Below are 18,587 nucleotides of genomic sequence, written 5' to 3'. Positions count from 1 at the left end.
TCATGATTCATTCACGCGACTTCAACACCGCGACCAAATCCAATTCATCGAGCCGCCGCCGCACGAGCAGTCCCGAAATCAGTGAGGCCGCGATCACCACTCCCGCCGCGAGGGCATAAGTGCTGCGTTCAATCACCAGCGGAAATCGGAACAACTCCAAATCCAAGAGCGCCACCAAGCCACCAGCGATTTTATACCCAATCCACATCCCGAGCGGCACGGCCAGCAGCGTGATGATTGCTAGCTCCCCCAGTAGAATCGAAGAGATCTCGCCGCGTGTGAAGCCGATTACACGCAAGGTCGCCAACTCGCGGCTCCTTTCCGAAAGCGAAATTCGCGCGCTGTTGTATACCACGCCGATGGCGATCACGCAGGCGAAAAATAGATTGATCGTCTTCATCGTCATCAAGTTTTCGGCCACGGTGTTGTTGAAACTCTCGATGGCATGTTTCTTGATCGTGATCCCCGCGATGGCCGGGACCAACTTCAACTCGTGATACAACTCGTCGGTGTATTTGGCATCGACGATCATATTCGCCCCGGTGATCGTCGGCCCCTCGCGCAAAAGCTTCGCGAGTGCATCGATATTCATGTAAGCCGACACCCCGGAGAAATCTTGCAATGCACCAACTATCGGCACGTCCTTCACCGGCCGCTTGCCTTGCAGCACTTCCACTTGCACCGATTCCCCGACTTTCACATCCAAAATCTCGGCCAGTTTCTCGGAGACGATCAATCCGTCGGGAGGCAAGGGAATGTTCGTGCCGTTGATATCAATCAAGCCATACAGTTTGCTCTCCGCGGGCAAGCCTTGAATGCTGACCCGCCGACTGCGCGAGCCATGCCGCATTCTCGTTGACGCCCCGCGCACCGGTTCACAATAGAGTACGCCGGGCATGCTGGCGACTTCATGAATCGCGGTGTCGCTCATTGGTTCAATCGTTGTGAGCGACATGTCGTAACGCTGCACTTCGTTGAACTGGGCGTTGAGCACATAGTTCACGGCATCTTCCATGAAGTTACCCAGCACGACGATCGCCACGGCCAAAGAAATCGCAAACACAGAAAGCCCCGTCTTCACGGGATGGCGTTCCAACTGACGCACGATCATCCGCATCACGGGCGACAGGAAATGCCCAAGATTCAACCGCTCAAGCAGCGTCGGGCCAAAACTCGTCGGTGGTTCCGGACGCATCGCTTCGGCGGGGGGCAACGACACCGCCCGATGAATCGCGCCATACGCTCCCAGCGCCGACGCCACGATGCAAACAATCGCCGCCGTGAGGGCCACGTCATAAGTCAGTTGGTAATGAAACTCGGGGAAGTGGAACAGCTTGGCATACATTCCCGTAACGACGCTGCCAAACCACGCCCCGCAGGGAATTCCAAAGCAGAGTCCCACGATGGCGATCAGCAGCACGAGCTTGAGATAATGCCAACCGATTTCCAGATTGCTGTAGCCAAACGCTTTCAGTGCCGCGATTTGTTCGCGTTGCAAATTGATCGTGCGCGTCAAAACAACATTCAACAAAAACGCCGCCACGCCCAGAAATACCGACGGCATCACCAAGCCGAGCTGGCGGTTCTGTTCGATTTCATTATCCACGAACATGTGCGATGGCTGATCCTTACGGGCATAGGCCCCCAAGCCACCATACGGTTCAAGCAATTCATCCAAACGAAACAGCACTTCGGCGACATTCGCCCCCCGCATCAGCGAGATCGCCACGTCGTTAAACGCCCCTTCTAAGTTGTATGCCGTGGAGAGCGCTTCGTGATTCATCCAGAACACGCCAAAGTGTTGGTTGTCGGGGAGCATGTCGCCCGGTTTGATTTCGTAGATGAACTCCGGCGACAGCCCAATGCCCACGATCCGCAGTTTCTTTTGCCGACCGTTGATCACCGCGAAAATCGAATCGCCGACTTCCAAATGGTTGGCATCGGCGAACGCTTCGCTCGCGATCACTTGGTCGTCGGCACGCGGCGTGAGCCAACTTCCCCGCCGCAAGTAAATTTGATTCAGCAGCGGCTCGCGGGTATCAGGCACCGAAACCAATCGGCCTGTCGCTGGCTCGGTTAGCCCAGGCACCGAGAGATTCACGCCGATCACGATCCGCGTTTCCAATCGCGCCACGCCGGGAATCTCGGCAATCCGTTCGGACAGCGCATCGGGAGCCCGTTTGAGCGAAGCAAACACCTCGGCGAAATGAAACCTGTCGTAATAGGTCGACTGAGTCAGCTCGAGCGAATGCAACAAACTGCGAGAAAGTGTGAAGAGCGCGATGCCGCAGCCGATCACCAGCGCGATCGCCACCGCCTGGCCTTTCATGTGCCAAAGATCGCGAAGCGTCTTGCGGTCAAGCGCGGAGATGGGCAGGTGCATAACAAATTATAACAATCGACAAAGCCGCGAACGCTGGCCGCGCGGTGAATTGTCATCCCGAGGGAGGCTAGCCGACCGAGGGATCTGGTTTGCAGCACTCAAACGTAATGATGGCGGCGTGTGAAGATCGAAGCCAGATTCCTCAAGTCGCCGTCTTTTCCCGTCGGGATTGTGGCTCCTTTCGGAATGACATATTAGATTCACATGATCCGTTGCCTTTGGGCCTCATAAAACAAAACCGCCGCGGTGGTCGACACGTTCAGGCTATCGGCAATCCCGCGCATGGGGAGCCTCACGCCAACGATGTCCGCTTGCTGCCATGCCGTGGTGAGCCCGGTCGCTTCAGTGCCCAACACGATTGCCGCTCCTTGGCGAAAATCGACTTCGCTGTAAAGCATGGTCGCGTCAGGCCGCGTCGCGATGATCGGCATTTGCCACTCAAGCAACTTATTCAAGGTTTCTTCCACCGTTGCGAGACACACCTGCTTTCCAAACACGGTCCCCACACTTGCGCGGATCGTGTTCGGATTAAACAAGTCCGTCCCCGCATTCACCACGATCACGGCATCGACCCCCGCGCCATCGGCACTGCGCAATATGGCTCCGACGTTGCCAGGCTTTTCCAAACCCTCAAGCACCGCGATCAACGGCCGCTCGGGAAGCTCCAACTGATCGATGCTCCGCTGGGGAGTCGAGGCCACGACCACGATGCCATCGCTTCGCTCGCCGAAGGCCAGCTTCTCGAAAACTTCGGGCGTCACGTCGGCAACCACCGCCCCACAACTATCCAGCCGTGGCAAGAGTTCCTGGGCCAAATCAGAACCGCACAGCGGCGGACAAATAAACACTTCGAGAAAAGAAATCCCCGCATCCAGTGCCCGGCCAATCTCACGCACCCCATCAATAATAAACCGCCCTTGCTTCGCGCGCTGCCGCGCATCGCGCAGCTTCGCCGCGTCCTTGATCCGCAAATTCTGTCGGCTAGTAATTTCTTGATGAGGCATGAGGAATAGAACACAGATGAACGCGGATTTAACGGATGATCGCTGATTAAAAACACATGGATAAAAGGACAATTCAACTAAAGTTTATTGGATCCGTGCCAATCTGCCTAATCCGCGTTCATCTGCGTTCTATTCCTATCCAGGCCAACGCGCAAACGTCCCACTCTCCAGCTTCCGCCCATCGCTGCTGGTTAAATACAGCGTACCGGTTGCGGGAGGCTGGCCACAGTGGCCGAACATGCCATCCGAGAGATACGCACTCAGTTCCGCGGCATCAATCCCCGGCGTGTGGCAGGTGCAAAGCGCGAATTTCAATCGCCCCGCCGTCAGTTCACCACAAGATTCCAAGAGTGGCAGCAGATCGCGTTTGATCGACCAAGCTTCCCCCTTCGGCCCGTGGCCATACGTGGGGGGATCGAGAATGATCGCGTCGTACTGATTACCGCGTTTCACTTCCCGCTGACAAAACTTGACGGCGTCTTCCACGATCCAGCGAATCGGTGCATTCTCAAGGCCCGAGAGTTTCGCATTCTCCCGCGCGCGTTCGACCATGCTCTTCGCCGCGTCAACGTGCGTGACCTCGGCGTGCGCACACGCCGCCGCCAAAGTGCTCCCCCCGGTATAAGCAAACAGATTCAAAACCTTAACCGCCGCTTGCGGCTTAGCGGGTCTGCCAACCTGCTTAGCAATCCAAGCCCAATTCGCAAGCTGCTCCGGAAAAACTCCCACCTGCCCCGAAGGCAATGCCGACAGGAAAAGCTGAAAGCTTTTATAATGTTCCAACTCCACGCGCAACTCACAACTCGGTACTTGCCACGTCTTGGGTTTCCAACTCCCTTCCGTCGTGCGATCGCCCGTGTAGCGTGCCGTTGCCGACTGCCACAGCTCGCGATGCTTCGGCAAACCATCCGCCCCCGGCGCGGGACGATCCAATACCCACTCGCCAAAGCGTTCGAGTTTCCTCCCCCCACCAAAGTCAAGCAATTCGTAATCGGGTATTAAATTCATCCGTTAGCCGGCATCGTCCCGATGCCGTGGTTCGGTTGTGTTACCATCACTTCAACTCCGGCCCAATCAACTCCACCCACGCTTCATAACCCTTGTCGTTCATGTGCAAACCGTCGCCCAGAAAAATATCCTCGCGCGGTTCACCTTGGTCGTTGAGCATCACGGGCCACACATCAAGAAACGTGAACTTCTCGTTCTTCTCGCAGTCCGCCTTGATCAGTTCGTTGGCCTCACGGATTTTGTCGGCCAGCTTCCAACGAGCGATGCTCGGCTTGATCGCAATGTAAATCAGCTTGGTGTCCGGCAGCTCGCTTTCCAGTTTTTTGGCCAATGCTTGAAAGTCTTCGTGAACTTGCTCGGGAGATTTGCCCGCCGCGATGTCGTTGTCTCCTGCGTAGAAGACCACCAGCCGCGGCTTGTGTTTGGTCACGAGATCCGAAAAGTAATGCACCGAGTCGGCGATTTCCGAGCCCCCGAACCCACGGTTGAGATAGCCTTTGCCGGGGAACGACTTCTCCAGGTCCCACATCACAATGCTGGAACTGCCAACAAACAAGATCCCCCCCGGCTCGGTCGGCTGGGCCTCGTCCGCCGCAAGAAACTTGTCAATCGCGGCCTTCCACTTCGTGGTGTCGTAGGGCTTGGATTCCTTAGCAACGCCAAAACTGGGGATCAGCGCTAGTATTACGAATGCAAATCGGATCATGGGTGCCTCCATTAGCCCCGCTGCTGGCAGCGAGATCGTGAGATTGAAAACGCAGCAGTCGCCTCCGGCGGGGAACTCGCTATAATAGTTGGTTCGCTATTTCCGCTATTTCCAAACGCGGCTAGCAGGCCCCAACCGGAACCACACACGGACGTATGCCCGCCTCGGATATCATCATCAAAGGCGCGCGGGAACACAACCTCCGCGACGTCGACCTGATCCTCCCCCGGAACAAACTCATTTGCCTGACTGGCGTCAGCGGCAGTGGGAAAAGTTCGCTCGCGTTTGACACGCTCTACGCCGAGGGACAACGCCGCTACGTGGAAAGTCTGTCCACGTTCGCACGGCAATTCCTCGGGCAGATGCCCAAGCCCGACGTCGATCACATCAGCGGCTTGAGCCCGTCGATTTCGATTGCACAAAAAGCCGCAGGCAGCAATCCGCGTTCGACCGTCGGCACGATCACCGAGATCTACGACTTCCTGCGCGTCCTGTATGCTCGCGTCGGTCAAGGACACTGCCCAAAGTGTGACCGACCAATCACCGCCCAATCGCGCGAAGAAATTATCGGCCGAATTCAGGCGCTTCCCGACAAGACGAAGTTCTTGGTCCTAGCCCCCATCGTGCGCGGACAAAAAGGCGAGTTCCGCGATCTGTGCGAAGACCTGCTCAAGCAAGGTTTCGTGCGAGCTCGTGTCGATGGCAATGTCGTTCAGCTTTCCGATAATCTTTCGCTCGACCGCCAGATGCGCCACGACATCGAAGTCGTCATCGACCGCCTAGTCAACGGACCCAACATTCGCACCCGCCTAGCCGAAGCCGTCGAGCTCGCCCTCAAATTAGGCGAAGGGAATCTGATCATCGCTCAGGATTCAGAACCCAAAACCGCCGGCGAGCCCGCTTCAGCGCGCGGCGAGGACGCCGAGCCTATCACCAAACGCAAAAGAAATGCGAATGTCACCGACATCCTCATGTCCGCCGACTACGCCTGCAATCACTGCGGCTTGAGCTTCCAACCCCCCTCGCCGCAACTGTTCAGCTTCAACAGCCCGCAGGGGATGTGCCTCGAGTGCGATGGCCTGGGGACGATGTTCAGCTTCGATCCCGAAAAGCTCGTCACCGCGCCCGAGAAATCGCTCGCCGAGGGTTGCATCGAACTCATTGGCCCTTGGAAGGATCTTGGACGTTGGAAGCGACACATTTACAAAGGTGTTGCCGAGACGATGGAGCGCAAGCTCGAATTGCCCGAGAATGCCCTCACCGACACGCCGTGGCAGGACCTCACCCCCGAACAGCAATATCTCTGGCTGTGGGGAACTGGCAGCGAGCATATTACTTTCACTTGGCGGGCGGGCAAGAGTTCGCAGAAATATGGCGGCACGTTCGAGGGGTTGATTCCCGAACAGTTAGAAAAGTATCGCAACGCCAAAAGCAAAGCGCTGATCGCCAAACTCGAAGAGTTTATGAACGTGATCGGCTGTCCCGATTGCGAAGGGAAGCGGCTCAACCCGCAAGCCCGTTCCGTGACGCTCACGACCGCGAATGAATACTTCGGCGACGGAGCGCGGAAGACCTTGCCGGCCGTTTGTCATTTGCCTATCGACGAGGCCGAGCAATTCTTCAGCGCGCTCGTGCTCGATGCGACACAGCAAAAAATCGCGGGCGAAGTTCTCAAAGAAATTCGCGGCCGGCTGGGCTTCCTCACTAACGTGGGGCTCGATTACCTGTCGCTCGACCGCACGGCCCCCACGCTTTCGGGCGGTGAAACGCAGCGCATCCGCCTCGCGGGACAAATTGGCTGTGGGTTGGTCGGCGTGCTTTACATCTTAGACGAACCGTCGATTGGTTTGCATCCGCGTGACAACGACCGCTTGATCTCGACCCTCGAACGCTTGCGCGATCAGGGGAACACCGTTGTCGTCGTCGAACACGATGAAGACACCATGCGGGCCGCGGATCAAATCATCGATTTCGGTCCCGGTGCAGGGGTGCGAGGCGGCCACGTGATGGCCGTCGGCACAGCCGATGAAGTCGCCAAGAAAAAAGACAGCGTCACAGGCAACTACCTCGCCGGCACCAGAAAGATCGAAGTCCCCAAGCAAAGACGCCTCACAGGCGAGCCCGCTTCAGCGGGCGGTGAATTCAAAGAAACTCACTACTTAAGAATCGTCAACGCCCGCCACAACAATCTCAAAAATGTCACGATGGAGATCCCCCTCGGGGCGTTCGTTTGCGTGACCGGCGCCAGCGGCAGCGGCAAGAGCTCGCTCGTCAGTGATATTTTGGTTGAAGCCTTGCGGCGCGATCTCAACGGCGGCAAGGGCGAACCCGGTGAGCACGACCGCATCGAAGGGCTCGAGCATCTCGACAAGATGATCGCCATCGACCAGTCCCCGATTGGCCGCACGCCCCGCTCCAATCCGGCGACCTATATCAAAGTTTTCGACGACATCCGCACGCTCTACACGCAGCTCCCCGAAGCGAAGAAGCGTGGTTACAAGGCCGGCCGCTTCAGCTTCAACGTCGCCGGCGGACGCTGCGAAGCCTGCAGTGGCAACGGCGCGAACAAGCTTGAAATGGATTTTCTCGCCGATGTCTGGATCACCTGCAACATCTGCCAGGGGCATCGCTTCAATCACGAATCGCTGCAAATAAAGTACAAGGACAAATCGATCTCCGACGTGTTGGAGATGGACGTCCAGCAAGCACTCATCCATTTCGAGAACATCCCCCAGATCCGCCACAAGTTGGAAACGCTCCACGCCGTGGGCCTCGATTATGTGAAGCTCGGCCAGCCCTCGCCGACGCTCTCCGGGGGTGAAGCGCAGCGGATCAAGCTCGCTCGCGAGTTGGTCAAGAAGTCCACCGGCCGCACGCTCTACTTGCTCGACGAACCAACCACCGGCTTGCACTTCGCCGACATCGAGTTGCTGTTGAAAGTGCTGCACGAGTTCGCCGACGCGGGCAACACCGTGCTCGTCGTGGAACACAATCTCGACGTAATCAAAACCGCGGACTGGATCATCGACGTCGGCCCCGACGGCGGCAAACACGGCGGACAAATTGTCGCCACCGGCACCCCCGAGCAAATCGTGTCGGGCGAGCCCGCTTCAGCGGGCGGTGCGAATGGTGTTAAAGGCGGCGTAAAAATCTCCCACACCGCCGCCGCCCTCGCCCCCTATCTCGACCCAAAAGCTAAGACCACCCCCAAAAAATCCACCAAACGCCAAGCCGTCAAGCAAGCCACGCACATCGTGGTCCAAGGTGCCAGCGAACACAACCTCCGGCACGTGAGCGTCAAAATACCCCGCGACGAATTCACCGTCTGCTGCGGACCGAGCGGCAGCGGCAAGAGCTCGCTTGCGATGGATACGATCTACGCCGAGGGTCAAAGGCGCTATGTCGAGAGTTTGAGTTCCTATGCTCGGCAGTTCGTCGGCCAACTGCAAAAGCCGCGCGTTGAATCGATCGAAGGCTTGTCCCCCGCCATCGCCATCGAACAACGCACGACTGGCCATTCCCCCCGTTCGACCGTTGGCACGGTCACGGAAATTTACGATTACTTCCGTATTCTCATGTCACGGCTCGGGCGGATGCATTGCCCGGAGTGCGATCTGCCCATCGGCACGCAGAGCGTCGACGAAGTAATCGACGCGATCCTTGCTGAAGGCGACGGCACGAAGCTCTACATCATGGCCCCGCTTGAAATCGCGACGGGTCAGAAATACGAAGAGCTGTGGCTAACGCTCAAAACCAGCGGCTTTGTTCGCGCTCGCATCGACAATCAAACTTTTGAATTAGATAAGCCCCCCGTTATCGACCGCCGTCGCAAACACAAAATCGAAGTCGTCGTCGACCGTGTGACAGTTCGCAAAGAGGGTCGTAGCCGTTTGGCCGAAAGCGTCGAGGCCGCATTGTCGCTGGGTCGAGGGGTGATGCACATCGCAATTGCTCAAGCCGACGTACCTGAAAATCGCTGGGTCACCAAAGTTCACAGCCAGCATCGCGTGTGCAGCCAATGCGGTCGCAGCTTCGAAGCCCTCTCGCCGCATCATTTTTCGTTCAACAATTCGCTCGGTTGGTGCGGGGCGTGCGAAGGCTTGGGAACCGAAGTGGGGGCCAACCCCGCTGCGTTGATGCGGAGCACCCAAATGACCTTGGCCGAGGGAGCCGTGCTCGCGTGGCCCGGCGTGAAGAAGCCACTGTTCGCTGCCATGCTCGCAGGTCTCTCAGCTCACACGGGCTTGCCCATCGACGTGCCGTTCGAACAGCTCTCGCCGCGCCATCGCCGAATCGTCATGTACGGCACCGGCGACGAGTGGATCAAAGTTGAGGCAGAGGTCAGAGGCCAGAAGTCAGAGGCCAAAGCAAAGAAACCGACCTCTGACCTCCCACCCCAGACCCCTTCTTTCCAATTCCAATACAAAGGCCTCTACCCCGCGCTCGAAGAAGCTTCGCGCGTATCACCTCGCTTGCGCGCAGCGCTCGATTCGTTGGTCGATGAAATCGAATGCAGCCAATGCGGTGGCAGCCGCTTGCGCGACGATTCCTCGGCGGTCCGTTTTCAAGGTCGCACAATTGGCGAATATTGCCGGTTGCCCCTGGGTCGTTTGATCGATGAAGTGGAAGGCTGGAAACTTACGGCCAGCGAAAAGAAAGTGGCCGGCGAACTCACCCGCGAAATTGGCAACCGGCTCAAGTTCCTTAACGAAGTGGGACTCGAATATCTCACGATTGGGCGGTCCGCTCCGACTCTTTCCGGCGGCGAATCACAACGCATTCGCCTCGCCAGCCAAGTCGGCAGCGGACTGTGTGGAGTGCTGTATGTGCTCGATGAACCGACAATCGGCCTGCATCCCCGCGATAATACTCGCCTGATCACCGCTCTGCATCGCTTACGCGATCTCGGCAACACGCTGCTCGTTGTCGAGCACGACCGTGAAGTCGTCGAAAGCGCCGACCAACTCTTGGACTTCGGTCCCGCCGCGGGGCGATTGGGGGGCGAAGTCGTCGCGCGGGGCAAGCCAAGCGAAGTCGCCAAGAGCCGTACTTCCGTCACCGGGCCGTATCTCTCCGGCAAGAAGGCGATCATCGTGCCCACGAATCGCCGAATCGGCAATGAAGCTGAATCAGATGATACGCCTGCACCTAAGAAGTCGCGCGCCAAGAAAAAGGCCGAGCCCGCTTCAACGGGCCGTGCAAAGCGCGAATGGCCTCGCCTCATTATCCGCGGCGCCCGCCACAATAACCTCAAGAACATCGACGTTGAAATTCCACTCGGCACGCTGACCGCCGTCACCGGCGTGAGCGGCAGCGGCAAGAGCTCGCTTGTCGAAGACGTGCTCTACAATCAACTCGCGAAGACATTGCATCGCGCGAGCACGAACCCGGGCGGACACGACCGCATCGTCGGCGTCGATCAAATCGACAAAGTGATCCGCGTCGATCAGCGCGCTTTGGGCAACACGCCCTCTTCGAACCCCGCGACCTACACTGGCGTGTTCGAGTTGATTCGCCAACTCTTTTCGCAGCTCCCCGAGGCCAAACTGCGCGGCTATTCCGCGCGGCGGTTCAGCTTCAATGTCCCCGGCGGGCGTTGCGATGCCTGCGAAGGGGCTGGTCAGCGCTGCATCGAAATGCACTTCCTCCCCGACGTGTGGGTCGATTGCGAGGTCTGCCACGGCAAACGGTTCAATCCCGAAACGCTCGAAGTGCAATACCGCGGCCGCTCGATCGCCGACGTGCTCGACATGTCCTGCGGCGAAGCACTGACAATCTTTGAGAACATCCCCAAGATCCGCCGCACATTGCAAACTTTGTGCGACGTGGGACTCGATTATGTAGCACTCGGCCAAAGTGCGGCAACACTTTCCGGCGGTGAAGCCCAGCGTGTGAAACTCGCCGCCGAACTTTCCCGGCCCGACACCGGCAAGACGTTGTACGTCCTCGACGAACCAACCACCGGTTTGCACTTCGACGACATCGCCAAGCTCTTGGAAGTGCTGCATCGTTTGGTCGATCTCGGCAACACCGTGCTGGTGATCGAACACAATCTCGACGTGATCAAGCAAGCCGATTGGATCATCGACATCGGCCCCGAAGCCGGCAGCGCCGGCGGCCAAGTTGTTCGCATCGGCACCCCCGAACAAATCGTGTCCGGCGAGCCCGCTTCAGCGGGCGGTGCTGGCGGCGAAAAGCGCAACAAAAAATCCAATTCCGCAATCCGCAATCCACAATCCGAATTCATCTCCCACACCGCCCTCGCCCTCGCTCCCGTTCTCGCCGCGGGACCGCACAAGAAGCGTGCCCTCTACAACTTCGCCGCCGAAGAAGAGGAACGCACGGATGATCTTGAAATCGCCGATCTGGGTGCTGAAGTCAAAATGCCGTGGGAAGTCGACGGCCATCGTTGGCACACCCGCGAACGTGTGAGCCGCAGCGGTGCCCCGTGCCGTTGGGACGGCAAGATTTTGGATGTCATCGAGCAGAAGATTCAAGATGCCGGCGGGTTCAGCGCCACAAGTTGGAACACCCGCACGATCGTGGAAATCTGCGGCCCGAAGAAAAGCGACGGCTGGTTCTTCCACGCGATCACTGGTGAGCAATGGCTCGTGAAACTCAAGTTCCGCACGGCGAAGAAAACCTTCCAACGCGATGAGTTGGTTGTCGACCTGAACCTCAAGCCACTCAACGATATCCCTGAAGTCGAAGCCTACGGCCACGGCCCGCGTGTGAAGTGCAAGAACTTGCGCGGCCCGTTCCAGGAAGTGGAAATCGGCGCGCACAGCTGGGAAGAGATCGACACCCCCGAGTTTTGGAAATTTCTCGAGAAGGCGATCGCCGGGTTTCGCAAGTTTACCCAACGTGTTCAACAGAATCCCGAAGACGTGATGCCCTGGAAAGTCTTGGGACGCAAATGGCATCTCGCACGCAAAGGCTTTCCACCGGGAAAAGCCCCCGCCTGGAACATCGACGTCCTCGAAGAACTCCTGGAAATGCTAGGCGAGACCGCCTCCGGCGAGCCCGCTTCAGCGGGCGGTGGCGACGACACCGCCTCAAGTCCCCAATTCCTCTGGAACAACCAACAAGTAGTCCACCTGATGGTCCCCGGTCGCCGCGAACCCTGGGCGACCGTTCACACCAAGCGGCTCGAAGGCATCGATCTCGTCTTGAACGGACCGGCGGGGGCGTTTGCCACTGGCCGCATCGCCGAGATGGCCTCGCAGCGTGCCATCACCAACAGCGACTTGGGGCTCGATCAGGTGAAATTTCGCTTCGTCAAAAGCGATCATCTCCACATGGGCGACCTGGCCGAGTTTTTCGCCGAGCACCTGCAAGCCGTCCGCGGAGCTAGCACCGCCCCGCGGTAGGAGCCTGCGGATTGCCGTTGCCCCCACTTGGGGTATTCGCTAGCATTCCGCCACTTTTCTGGACTTCTCTTTTTGCCGTCACGGGCCTTATCGATGATCGTCAAGATTCGCAATCTTGTTTGGTTCTGCTGCGCTTGGTGGTTCTGTCTGTGCGCGCGTGCGGATTTTGAAATCGAATCGTTCACACGCTACCGCGTCGACAATTTCGATAACAACAATAATGGGTATGCGAACATCACCGATGATGGTGAAGAATTCGGTTTCATTGAATCAATTGCTGTAGCTAAAGGCATTGATACAGCCGGAAGTCTAGGACCCTTTTTGGAAGTTTGGGCTCCACCGACAAGTAGCTCTTCTGGGTCGTCTGATCTGCCGAATAGTGTGTCTCGCGACTTCGATGATATATATTCCTCCAATAGTTTTCCTACTCGCAGAGAAGGCTATTCCTACATACAGTCGCGAAGCTTACTACTAGAAAGAGTTTTGCGGTTTAGTCCTAAACAGTCTGACGAGCCGACGGATGATGAAGTCACACACGTCTGGGAAGTGTCCTACGGCGCTCGCTTCAATCAGCTTGACGACTTCTACGGCTATTCGCAAAGCGGCGGTGTCTTGGGCAGGCTTGCAATCAATAACTTCGTCGACAATCAGCAGGCGGGGCCGCATATCGGCGTCGCTTGGAACATGAGCCAAGGCCCATGGACCGTCAGTTTGAATGGGATTGCACAGGCGGGACTCGGCACAACGGATGCGGCACAAACTAGCCTTGTTGGCGAAGACTTAATACCTGGACAGTATAATCGACCGATCTATTTACAGCCGATGGTTGTCAACGACGAAGACTACGACGAATTTGCATCTTACTATGGCGAAATACGTGCCCAGATCAGTCGAACACTCACCGAACAATTTAGTCTGAACGTGGGTTGTTCAGGCTACTATTTCGGCAACGTCCAATATGCCGACGATTCGATCAACTGGTATTTGCCTTCTTTTGGTATCACCGACAACGGCATGGAAGATACATTCATCTCCACCGCCTTCGCCAATCTTGAGTTCCGGCGTTAACTCCATTCACCCGTCCCCTCTCATCACCACTCAATCTCCGCACCATCCCGAAAGAACTTTCCCGTGAGTTCGTGCGGGGCTTCGGCGGCGAGCCAAACGATTCCTGCGGCTCCTTCTTCGATGCTTCGCGTTGCGTTCGCTCCGCCCATGTCGGTTCGCACCCAGCCGGGGCAAACGGAGTTCACCGCGATCCGCTCGCTTCGCAGTTTGTCGGCCAGCATCAGCGTCACGCCGTTGAGCGCGAGCTTCGACAAGCAGTAACTCGGCACGTCGGCACTCAATCCGCCGAGTTGCCCGTAGCCGCTCGAAATATTCACCACCCGCGCGGCCGGCGACTTTCGCAACAACGGCAAAAACGCCTGCACGACCACCAACGGCCCAAACGTGTTCGTCTCAAAAGTTTCGTGGAACTGTTCGCGTGTGCTGTCGAGAATCGACACCCCCTCGTCGGGATAGATCCCCGCGTTATTCACGAGCACATCGAGTTGACTGATACGCTGGCCAACTTGTTCCGCCGCTGCAAAAATGCTCTCCGATTCAGCGACGTCGATCACGACGAACTGCGTGTTACCGCCCACTGTCTGAACGGCCTTCGCCCCCGCGTCATTCGAACGGACGCCAAGAATCACCTGATAGCCGCGTTTGTGAAGTTCCTGCGACGTCTGCAACCCAAGCCCACGGCTCGCACCAGTAATCAACGCTGTCTTTTGCATATCATCCTCCTCCAATCCCCAGCCCCCGGATCCCAGCCCCCAATCCTTACTTCCCATCCGGCCGACTGAAATACTTGCTCATCCACAGCACCACCTTCAGCGAACCGTGTTTCGCGAGCCGCACTTGCAGACGGTTCATAAACGAACCGGCAATCACATACGCCCGTCCCGCCATCAGTGCTTTGAATCCCTGGCGAGCGACTTGCGCCGGATCGTCGCGCTTCATCCGACCAAGTTTGCTCTCATCCATTTCGGCGCGATTGAACCAACCCGTTTCCGTCGGACCGGGCATCAGCGATGTCACCGTCACACCCGTTCCTTTGAGCTCGCTTCCTAGCGAAATCGCAAACGTATGCACAAACGCCTTCGATCCCGCGTAGACCGACAAGAACGGCACGGGAATCACCGCGGCGGTCGAGGCGGTGATCAAAATCTTGCCGTGCTTTTGCCGCACCATATCTTCGCCGACGCGCTTGGCCAGATGCACCACCGCCGTCACATTGAGCGCGATCATATCGAGATTCTCTTCGAGCGTCGTGTCGCGCAGGAAGTCGCCGCCTAGTCCTATGCCCGCGTTGAGCGCGATTGCCTCCACCGGTCCATGCGATTTTATCCAGGCGTAGAGTTTCTCAACTTCGTCGTAACGCACGAGATCGACTTGCAGCGCTTCGACCTTTGCTCCCGGCTTGGCGAGCGACTCCGCCGCGGCGAAGATCGAATCACTCCGCCCGGTGACCAACAAATCGAAACCATGCTCGGCAAACTGCTTGGCCAACTCGTAGCCAATCCCCCCCGTCACCCCGGTCACGACTGCCAACGGCTTCCGCCCCCCGGCCTGCTGTTCTTCAACCATAGATGCTGTCCCATGTGAATCTCTACAACCAGCCTCTTCGAGGCTCGAATACATAATCGTACAGAGGGTGAGCGGGATTACGTAAGTGCCGGGGATTTCCACAAGTCCCAGAATTCAGACAAGATTAAGCAGGAATTCTTGCAAAATAGGTGTCCACGCTCGCAAGTGAATTGCCCGTTTTTTCAAGCGGCAACTACAATCGAGAAAAGGCCCGGAATGGCATCACTTATAGTCTTTTCTCTTTGGCCTTCTTTAGAGCTTCATTGCGAACGGATACTCATGCCACGTTTGCTAATCATTGTCCTTGTAGTTTTCCTACCATTTCTGGCTCGTGCCGAGGCACAGGTGTTGGCCTTTCCCGAAGCGGAGGGTTTCGGCCGTTATGCAACGGGCGCGCGTACGAATATCTCGGCCGCTAGTGTCTATCACGTCACGAATCTCAACGATTCGGGTTCGGGATCATTTCGCGACGCGCTGAGCCAACCCAATCGCTTTGTCGTATTCGACGTGGGTGGTATCATCAATCTTAACAGCGTTCTCACTGTTGCCAGCAATATCACGATCGCAGGCCAAACCGCGCCCGGCGGGATTCAGGTGTATGGCAACCGCGTGGCATTTCACGGAGCCAACAATCTGGTTAGCCGGCATTGGGCTGTTCGTATGGGTTCCGCCCCCGGTCGCGTCGATGCGGCGTCCATTGTTCGCGGCACGAATATGATGTACGACCACATGTCGATTACATGGGGCGTCGACGGTACTTTTGATATCAACCCCGATTCTGGTCAAGTCATCGATGACATCACGATCCAGAATTCTATTATCGGTCAAGGACTCGACGTGGTGGGCCATAGCACGGGCGGATTGATGACGCTTGGGGACGGACGAAAGTTCAGCATCATCAAGAGCTTGTTCGCCGACAATGTGACACGTAATCCGAAAGTCCGTGGCGAAAACGAATTCATCAACAACGTCGTCTATGGCTACGAATCGTCTGGCTACATCATGGGCGACACGACGGCTACGTCGCGTGCCAATGTCCAAGGCAATTACTTCATCGAAGGTCCGGTCAATGGCAGTTCACCGTTTGCCAGTGGCACCAGCTCATTTCATATCTATGCTAACGACAACTGGGTTGACGATAATCGCAATGGCATCCTCGACGGCGCATTGAACACGACCTACCCCGGCGCAAACGTAGTAACCACGCCTCATGCCTTTCCAACGTTACCTACCATGACGGCCCAGCAGGCCGTTTCGTATGTCATGCAGAACGCTGGCCCCTCGATTGTCCGCGATACGGTCGATACGCGTCTCATGCAGGAAGTCGCTAGTTATGGCACGCTGGGAGGCGTGATTGTTCGCGAAAGCGACCTGTTTACCAATTACGGCACGAATCCCCTCTACCGCAACCCGCGGGCTCGCATTACCGATGCCGACAATGATGGAATGGCGGACAACTGGGAACTTTCGCGCGGGCTGAATCCAGCCAACAATTCGGATTGGAAGAATCTCAATCTTGGCTACACGCGGCTGGAAGAATACATCAATGAACTGGGAGCAGTCGGCACGACACATACGACGGCACAAGTAGGTTCCTGGACTTCGGCATCGACTTGGGGCGGCGCGGTTCCGACTTTGGCCGACGAAGTTAACACGACCAATGCCGTCACTCTTTCTGCTGGCCAGGCATTTGCCCGTCGCTTGAACGTGGGGGGATCATTCTCTCTTAACGATGGGACGCTCGACGTATTTGACACGGTAACATTCGCCGGCACGAGCACAATTGGCGCCGGTCTTGGAAATCTCGGAGGCACGCTAACGGCGGGCCGGGTCTTGATCGGTTCCCAGGGCCAGAGTGGCACACTGACCGTCAATTTGGGAGGAACACTTCAGACTGGCACCGTCGCTAGTGCGGGAGGCACGGCCTTATTGTCTCTCAATGGCGGCACTTTTCGTGCTTCTGGTGTTCCCGACATCAGCGTTCCGACCTCTTTAGGTGTTTCCGGTGGGACGTTCGACACCGCGGGCTATTCCGGAGCGATCAGCGGCAATATTTCTGGTTCGGGGGGCCTTCGTAAGGTCGGAGCCGGCACGCTCCTACTTTCTGGTGCCAAAAACTACAACGGACCCACGCAGATCGAAGCTGGACAAGTCGTTGTCACGGGGAGCGCGCTTTCGCAAACCAGCGGTGTGTCACTTGCTGCGGGAACAACACTCAATGTTTCGGCGGTGGGTGGACTTCATCTCTCAACGGGAAAAACACTCACCGGGGCGGGAAACATTGTTGGCAATGTCACCGCAGGTGCAGGGGCAGTCGTCATTCCCCAAGGACAAATCCAACCCCTCGCCCAAGTGGTGGCCATCCAAGCAGAAGACCTTTCGCTCGGCAGCGATTGGGCCGTCTTTGATAATTCTCAGCATGGAACTGGCGCGGGAGGATCCTACAATGGCTCCGATCTGAATGGTGGAGGCATCGTCCTGCTAAGCAATGTTGGTGGATCGCTTCCCGTGGCCACTGGTATCGCGAGCTCCTCGCTAACGATCCCCGCGACGAAGACTTATTACTTGTTTGCCAGGACAGCAGAACCCGCCGTCTCGCCGATTCCAGGGGACCCCGCCACGCAAACCGGGGGTAACAATAGTTTTTTTGTATCCGCACAGGCGAATTCTCTATTCGCTACTCCCAGCAACTACGAGGAAGTGCAGACGTATGCTAACCCCGGCAATCAAGCGGTCTGGAACTTGGTTTCACCATCGCTGACTCCTCTCGCGGGAGTGAGTCCTCCGCTTAACGCTGGCATCGATTATTCATTGACCAGCGGTATCCAACAATTCGCCGTTTATGGCCGCGAAGTCGGTACTATTCTGGATGGCTTTGTGCTGTCGGACACAAATCTGACGGCCGCGCAACTCGACCTGGCTCTCTCAGGCCAAATTCCCGGTGAAGAGCGCGTGATGACGATCACCGGCAACTACCAGCATTCGTTTGGAGCTTCGTTACAAGTGGATATCGCCGGTGGAACAACGCTTAATAAGCTTGCCGTGACCGGCACCGCACAACTGCTGGGCGATCTTTCGATTTCGCTATCCAGCGGCTTTGTCCCCCAATCGTCCCAAACATTTTCAATTCTGGGTGCGGGCACTCTGGTCGGGGAATTCGCAAACGTCGCCGACGGGTCGCGTATTGCGATCGCCAATGGCAGCGGATCGTTTGAAATTGATTACGACTATGCGAATGGGCGCGTCATGCTTTCGAACTTTCTGGCCGGGATCGATGGCGATTTTGATGCTGGTGGCGACGTGGATGGTCGTGACTTTCTAGCTTGGCAGCGCAATCCTTCGGTCGGAGATTTGGCTGACTGGCAGATGAACTACGGTATTAATTCTCTCAACGCGACAAGCACCGCCTTGCCCGAACCCGCTGCATTGTTGTTAGTTTCTCTTGCAATCTGCTTCTGTGCCTCCCAGCGGGTCTAATCACT

The 18,587-nt window shown here is 57.1% G+C and carries 9 protein-coding genes; 3 read left to right on the top strand and 6 right to left on the bottom strand.

Annotated elements, in window-relative coordinates; translation table 11 throughout:
• Nucleotides 1-7: 7 nt before the first annotated feature.
• The 4 genes from AC6T8Q_RS20135 to AC6T8Q_RS20120 all read right to left on the bottom strand — a co-directional run bounded on the left by AC6T8Q_RS20135 (nucleotide 8) and on the right by AC6T8Q_RS20120 (nucleotide 5,101).
• Nucleotides 8-2,383 (bottom strand): ABC transporter permease, encoded by a 2,376-nt coding sequence (locus tag AC6T8Q_RS20135; RefSeq protein ID WP_500680790.1) that lies wholly within the window; start codon nucleotides 2,381-2,383, stop codon nucleotides 8-10.
• Between the two features lie 200 nt (nucleotides 2,384-2,583).
• A complete protein-coding gene (locus tag AC6T8Q_RS20130) occupies nucleotides 2,584-3,387 on the bottom strand; it encodes a TrmH family RNA methyltransferase (RefSeq protein WP_500680789.1) in 804 nt (267 codons plus the stop codon).
• A gap of 135 nt (nucleotides 3,388-3,522) precedes the next feature.
• Nucleotides 3,523-4,395, bottom strand: coding sequence for a class I SAM-dependent methyltransferase (locus AC6T8Q_RS20125; protein ID WP_500680788.1), 873 nt, complete (start codon nucleotides 4,393-4,395; stop codon nucleotides 3,523-3,525).
• Nucleotides 4,396-4,441: 46 nt separating this feature from the next.
• Nucleotides 4,442-5,101, bottom strand: a complete 660-nt coding sequence (locus AC6T8Q_RS20120; RefSeq protein ID WP_500680787.1) for an SGNH/GDSL hydrolase family protein — start codon at nucleotides 5,099-5,101, stop codon at nucleotides 4,442-4,444.
• Nucleotides 5,102-5,256: 155 nt separating this feature from the next.
• Between AC6T8Q_RS20120 and uvrA the strand changes: the two genes are divergently transcribed.
• Together uvrA and AC6T8Q_RS20110 are read left to right on the top strand one after the other, a co-directional pair.
• Nucleotides 5,257-12,471, top strand: coding sequence for an excinuclease ABC subunit UvrA (gene uvrA / locus AC6T8Q_RS20115; RefSeq protein WP_500680786.1), 7,215 nt, complete (start codon nucleotides 5,257-5,259; stop codon nucleotides 12,469-12,471).
• 93 nt (nucleotides 12,472-12,564) lie between these two features.
• Nucleotides 12,565-13,539, top strand: coding sequence for a hypothetical protein (locus AC6T8Q_RS20110; RefSeq protein WP_500680785.1), 975 nt, complete (start codon nucleotides 12,565-12,567; stop codon nucleotides 13,537-13,539).
• A 23-nt stretch (nucleotides 13,540-13,562) separates the two neighbouring features.
• On the opposite strand, the gene AC6T8Q_RS20105 is transcribed toward AC6T8Q_RS20110, so the two are convergent.
• The gene (locus AC6T8Q_RS20105; RefSeq protein ID WP_500680784.1) at nucleotides 13,563-14,252 is read right to left on the bottom strand and encodes an SDR family NAD(P)-dependent oxidoreductase; all 690 of its coding nucleotides are present in this window, start codon (nucleotides 14,250-14,252) and stop codon (nucleotides 13,563-13,565) included.
• Nucleotides 14,253-14,298: 46 nt separating this feature from the next.
• On the bottom strand, nucleotides 14,299-15,105 hold the full coding sequence (locus AC6T8Q_RS20100; RefSeq protein WP_500680783.1) for an SDR family NAD(P)-dependent oxidoreductase: 807 nt from the start codon (nucleotides 15,103-15,105) through the stop codon (nucleotides 14,299-14,301).
• Nucleotides 15,106-15,384: 279 nt separating this feature from the next.
• On the opposite strand from AC6T8Q_RS20100, the gene AC6T8Q_RS20095 reads away from it, so the two are divergent.
• Entirely contained in the window at nucleotides 15,385-18,582 is a 3,198-nt protein-coding gene (locus tag AC6T8Q_RS20095) for an autotransporter-associated beta strand repeat-containing protein (RefSeq protein WP_500680782.1), read from the top strand.
• The last annotated feature ends 5 nt before the right edge of the window (nucleotides 18,583-18,587 follow it).

This window comes from Bythopirellula sp. (assembly GCF_041737835.1).
GTDB lineage: Bacteria > Planctomycetota > Planctomycetia > Pirellulales > Lacipirellulaceae > Bythopirellula.
This window is presented reverse-complemented; position numbering and strand designations above follow the sequence as displayed.

Excerpts from the sequence above, each read along its gene's own strand:
- AC6T8Q_RS20095 (WP_500680782.1), top strand. The coding sequence starts at position 15,385 with ATGCCACGTTTGCTAATCATTGTCCTTGTAGTTTTCCTACCATTTCTG.
- AC6T8Q_RS20120 (WP_500680787.1), bottom strand. The coding sequence starts at position 5,101 with ATGATCCGATTTGCATTCGTAATACTAGCGCTGATCCCCAGTTTTGGC.
- AC6T8Q_RS20125 (WP_500680788.1), bottom strand. The coding sequence starts at position 4,395 with ATGAATTTAATACCCGATTACGAATTGCTTGACTTTGGTGGGGGGAGG.
- AC6T8Q_RS20130 (WP_500680789.1), bottom strand. The coding sequence starts at position 3,387 with ATGCCTCATCAAGAAATTACTAGCCGACAGAATTTGCGGATCAAGGAC.
- AC6T8Q_RS20135 (WP_500680790.1), bottom strand. The coding sequence starts at position 2,383 with ATGCACCTGCCCATCTCCGCGCTTGACCGCAAGACGCTTCGCGATCTT.
- AC6T8Q_RS20105 (WP_500680784.1), bottom strand. The coding sequence starts at position 14,252 with ATGCAAAAGACAGCGTTGATTACTGGTGCGAGCCGTGGGCTTGGGTTG.
- AC6T8Q_RS20110 (WP_500680785.1), top strand. The coding sequence starts at position 12,565 with ATGATCGTCAAGATTCGCAATCTTGTTTGGTTCTGCTGCGCTTGGTGG.
- AC6T8Q_RS20100 (WP_500680783.1), bottom strand. The coding sequence starts at position 15,105 with ATGGTTGAAGAACAGCAGGCCGGGGGGCGGAAGCCGTTGGCAGTCGTG.
- uvrA (WP_500680786.1), top strand. The coding sequence starts at position 5,257 with ATGCCCGCCTCGGATATCATCATCAAAGGCGCGCGGGAACACAACCTC.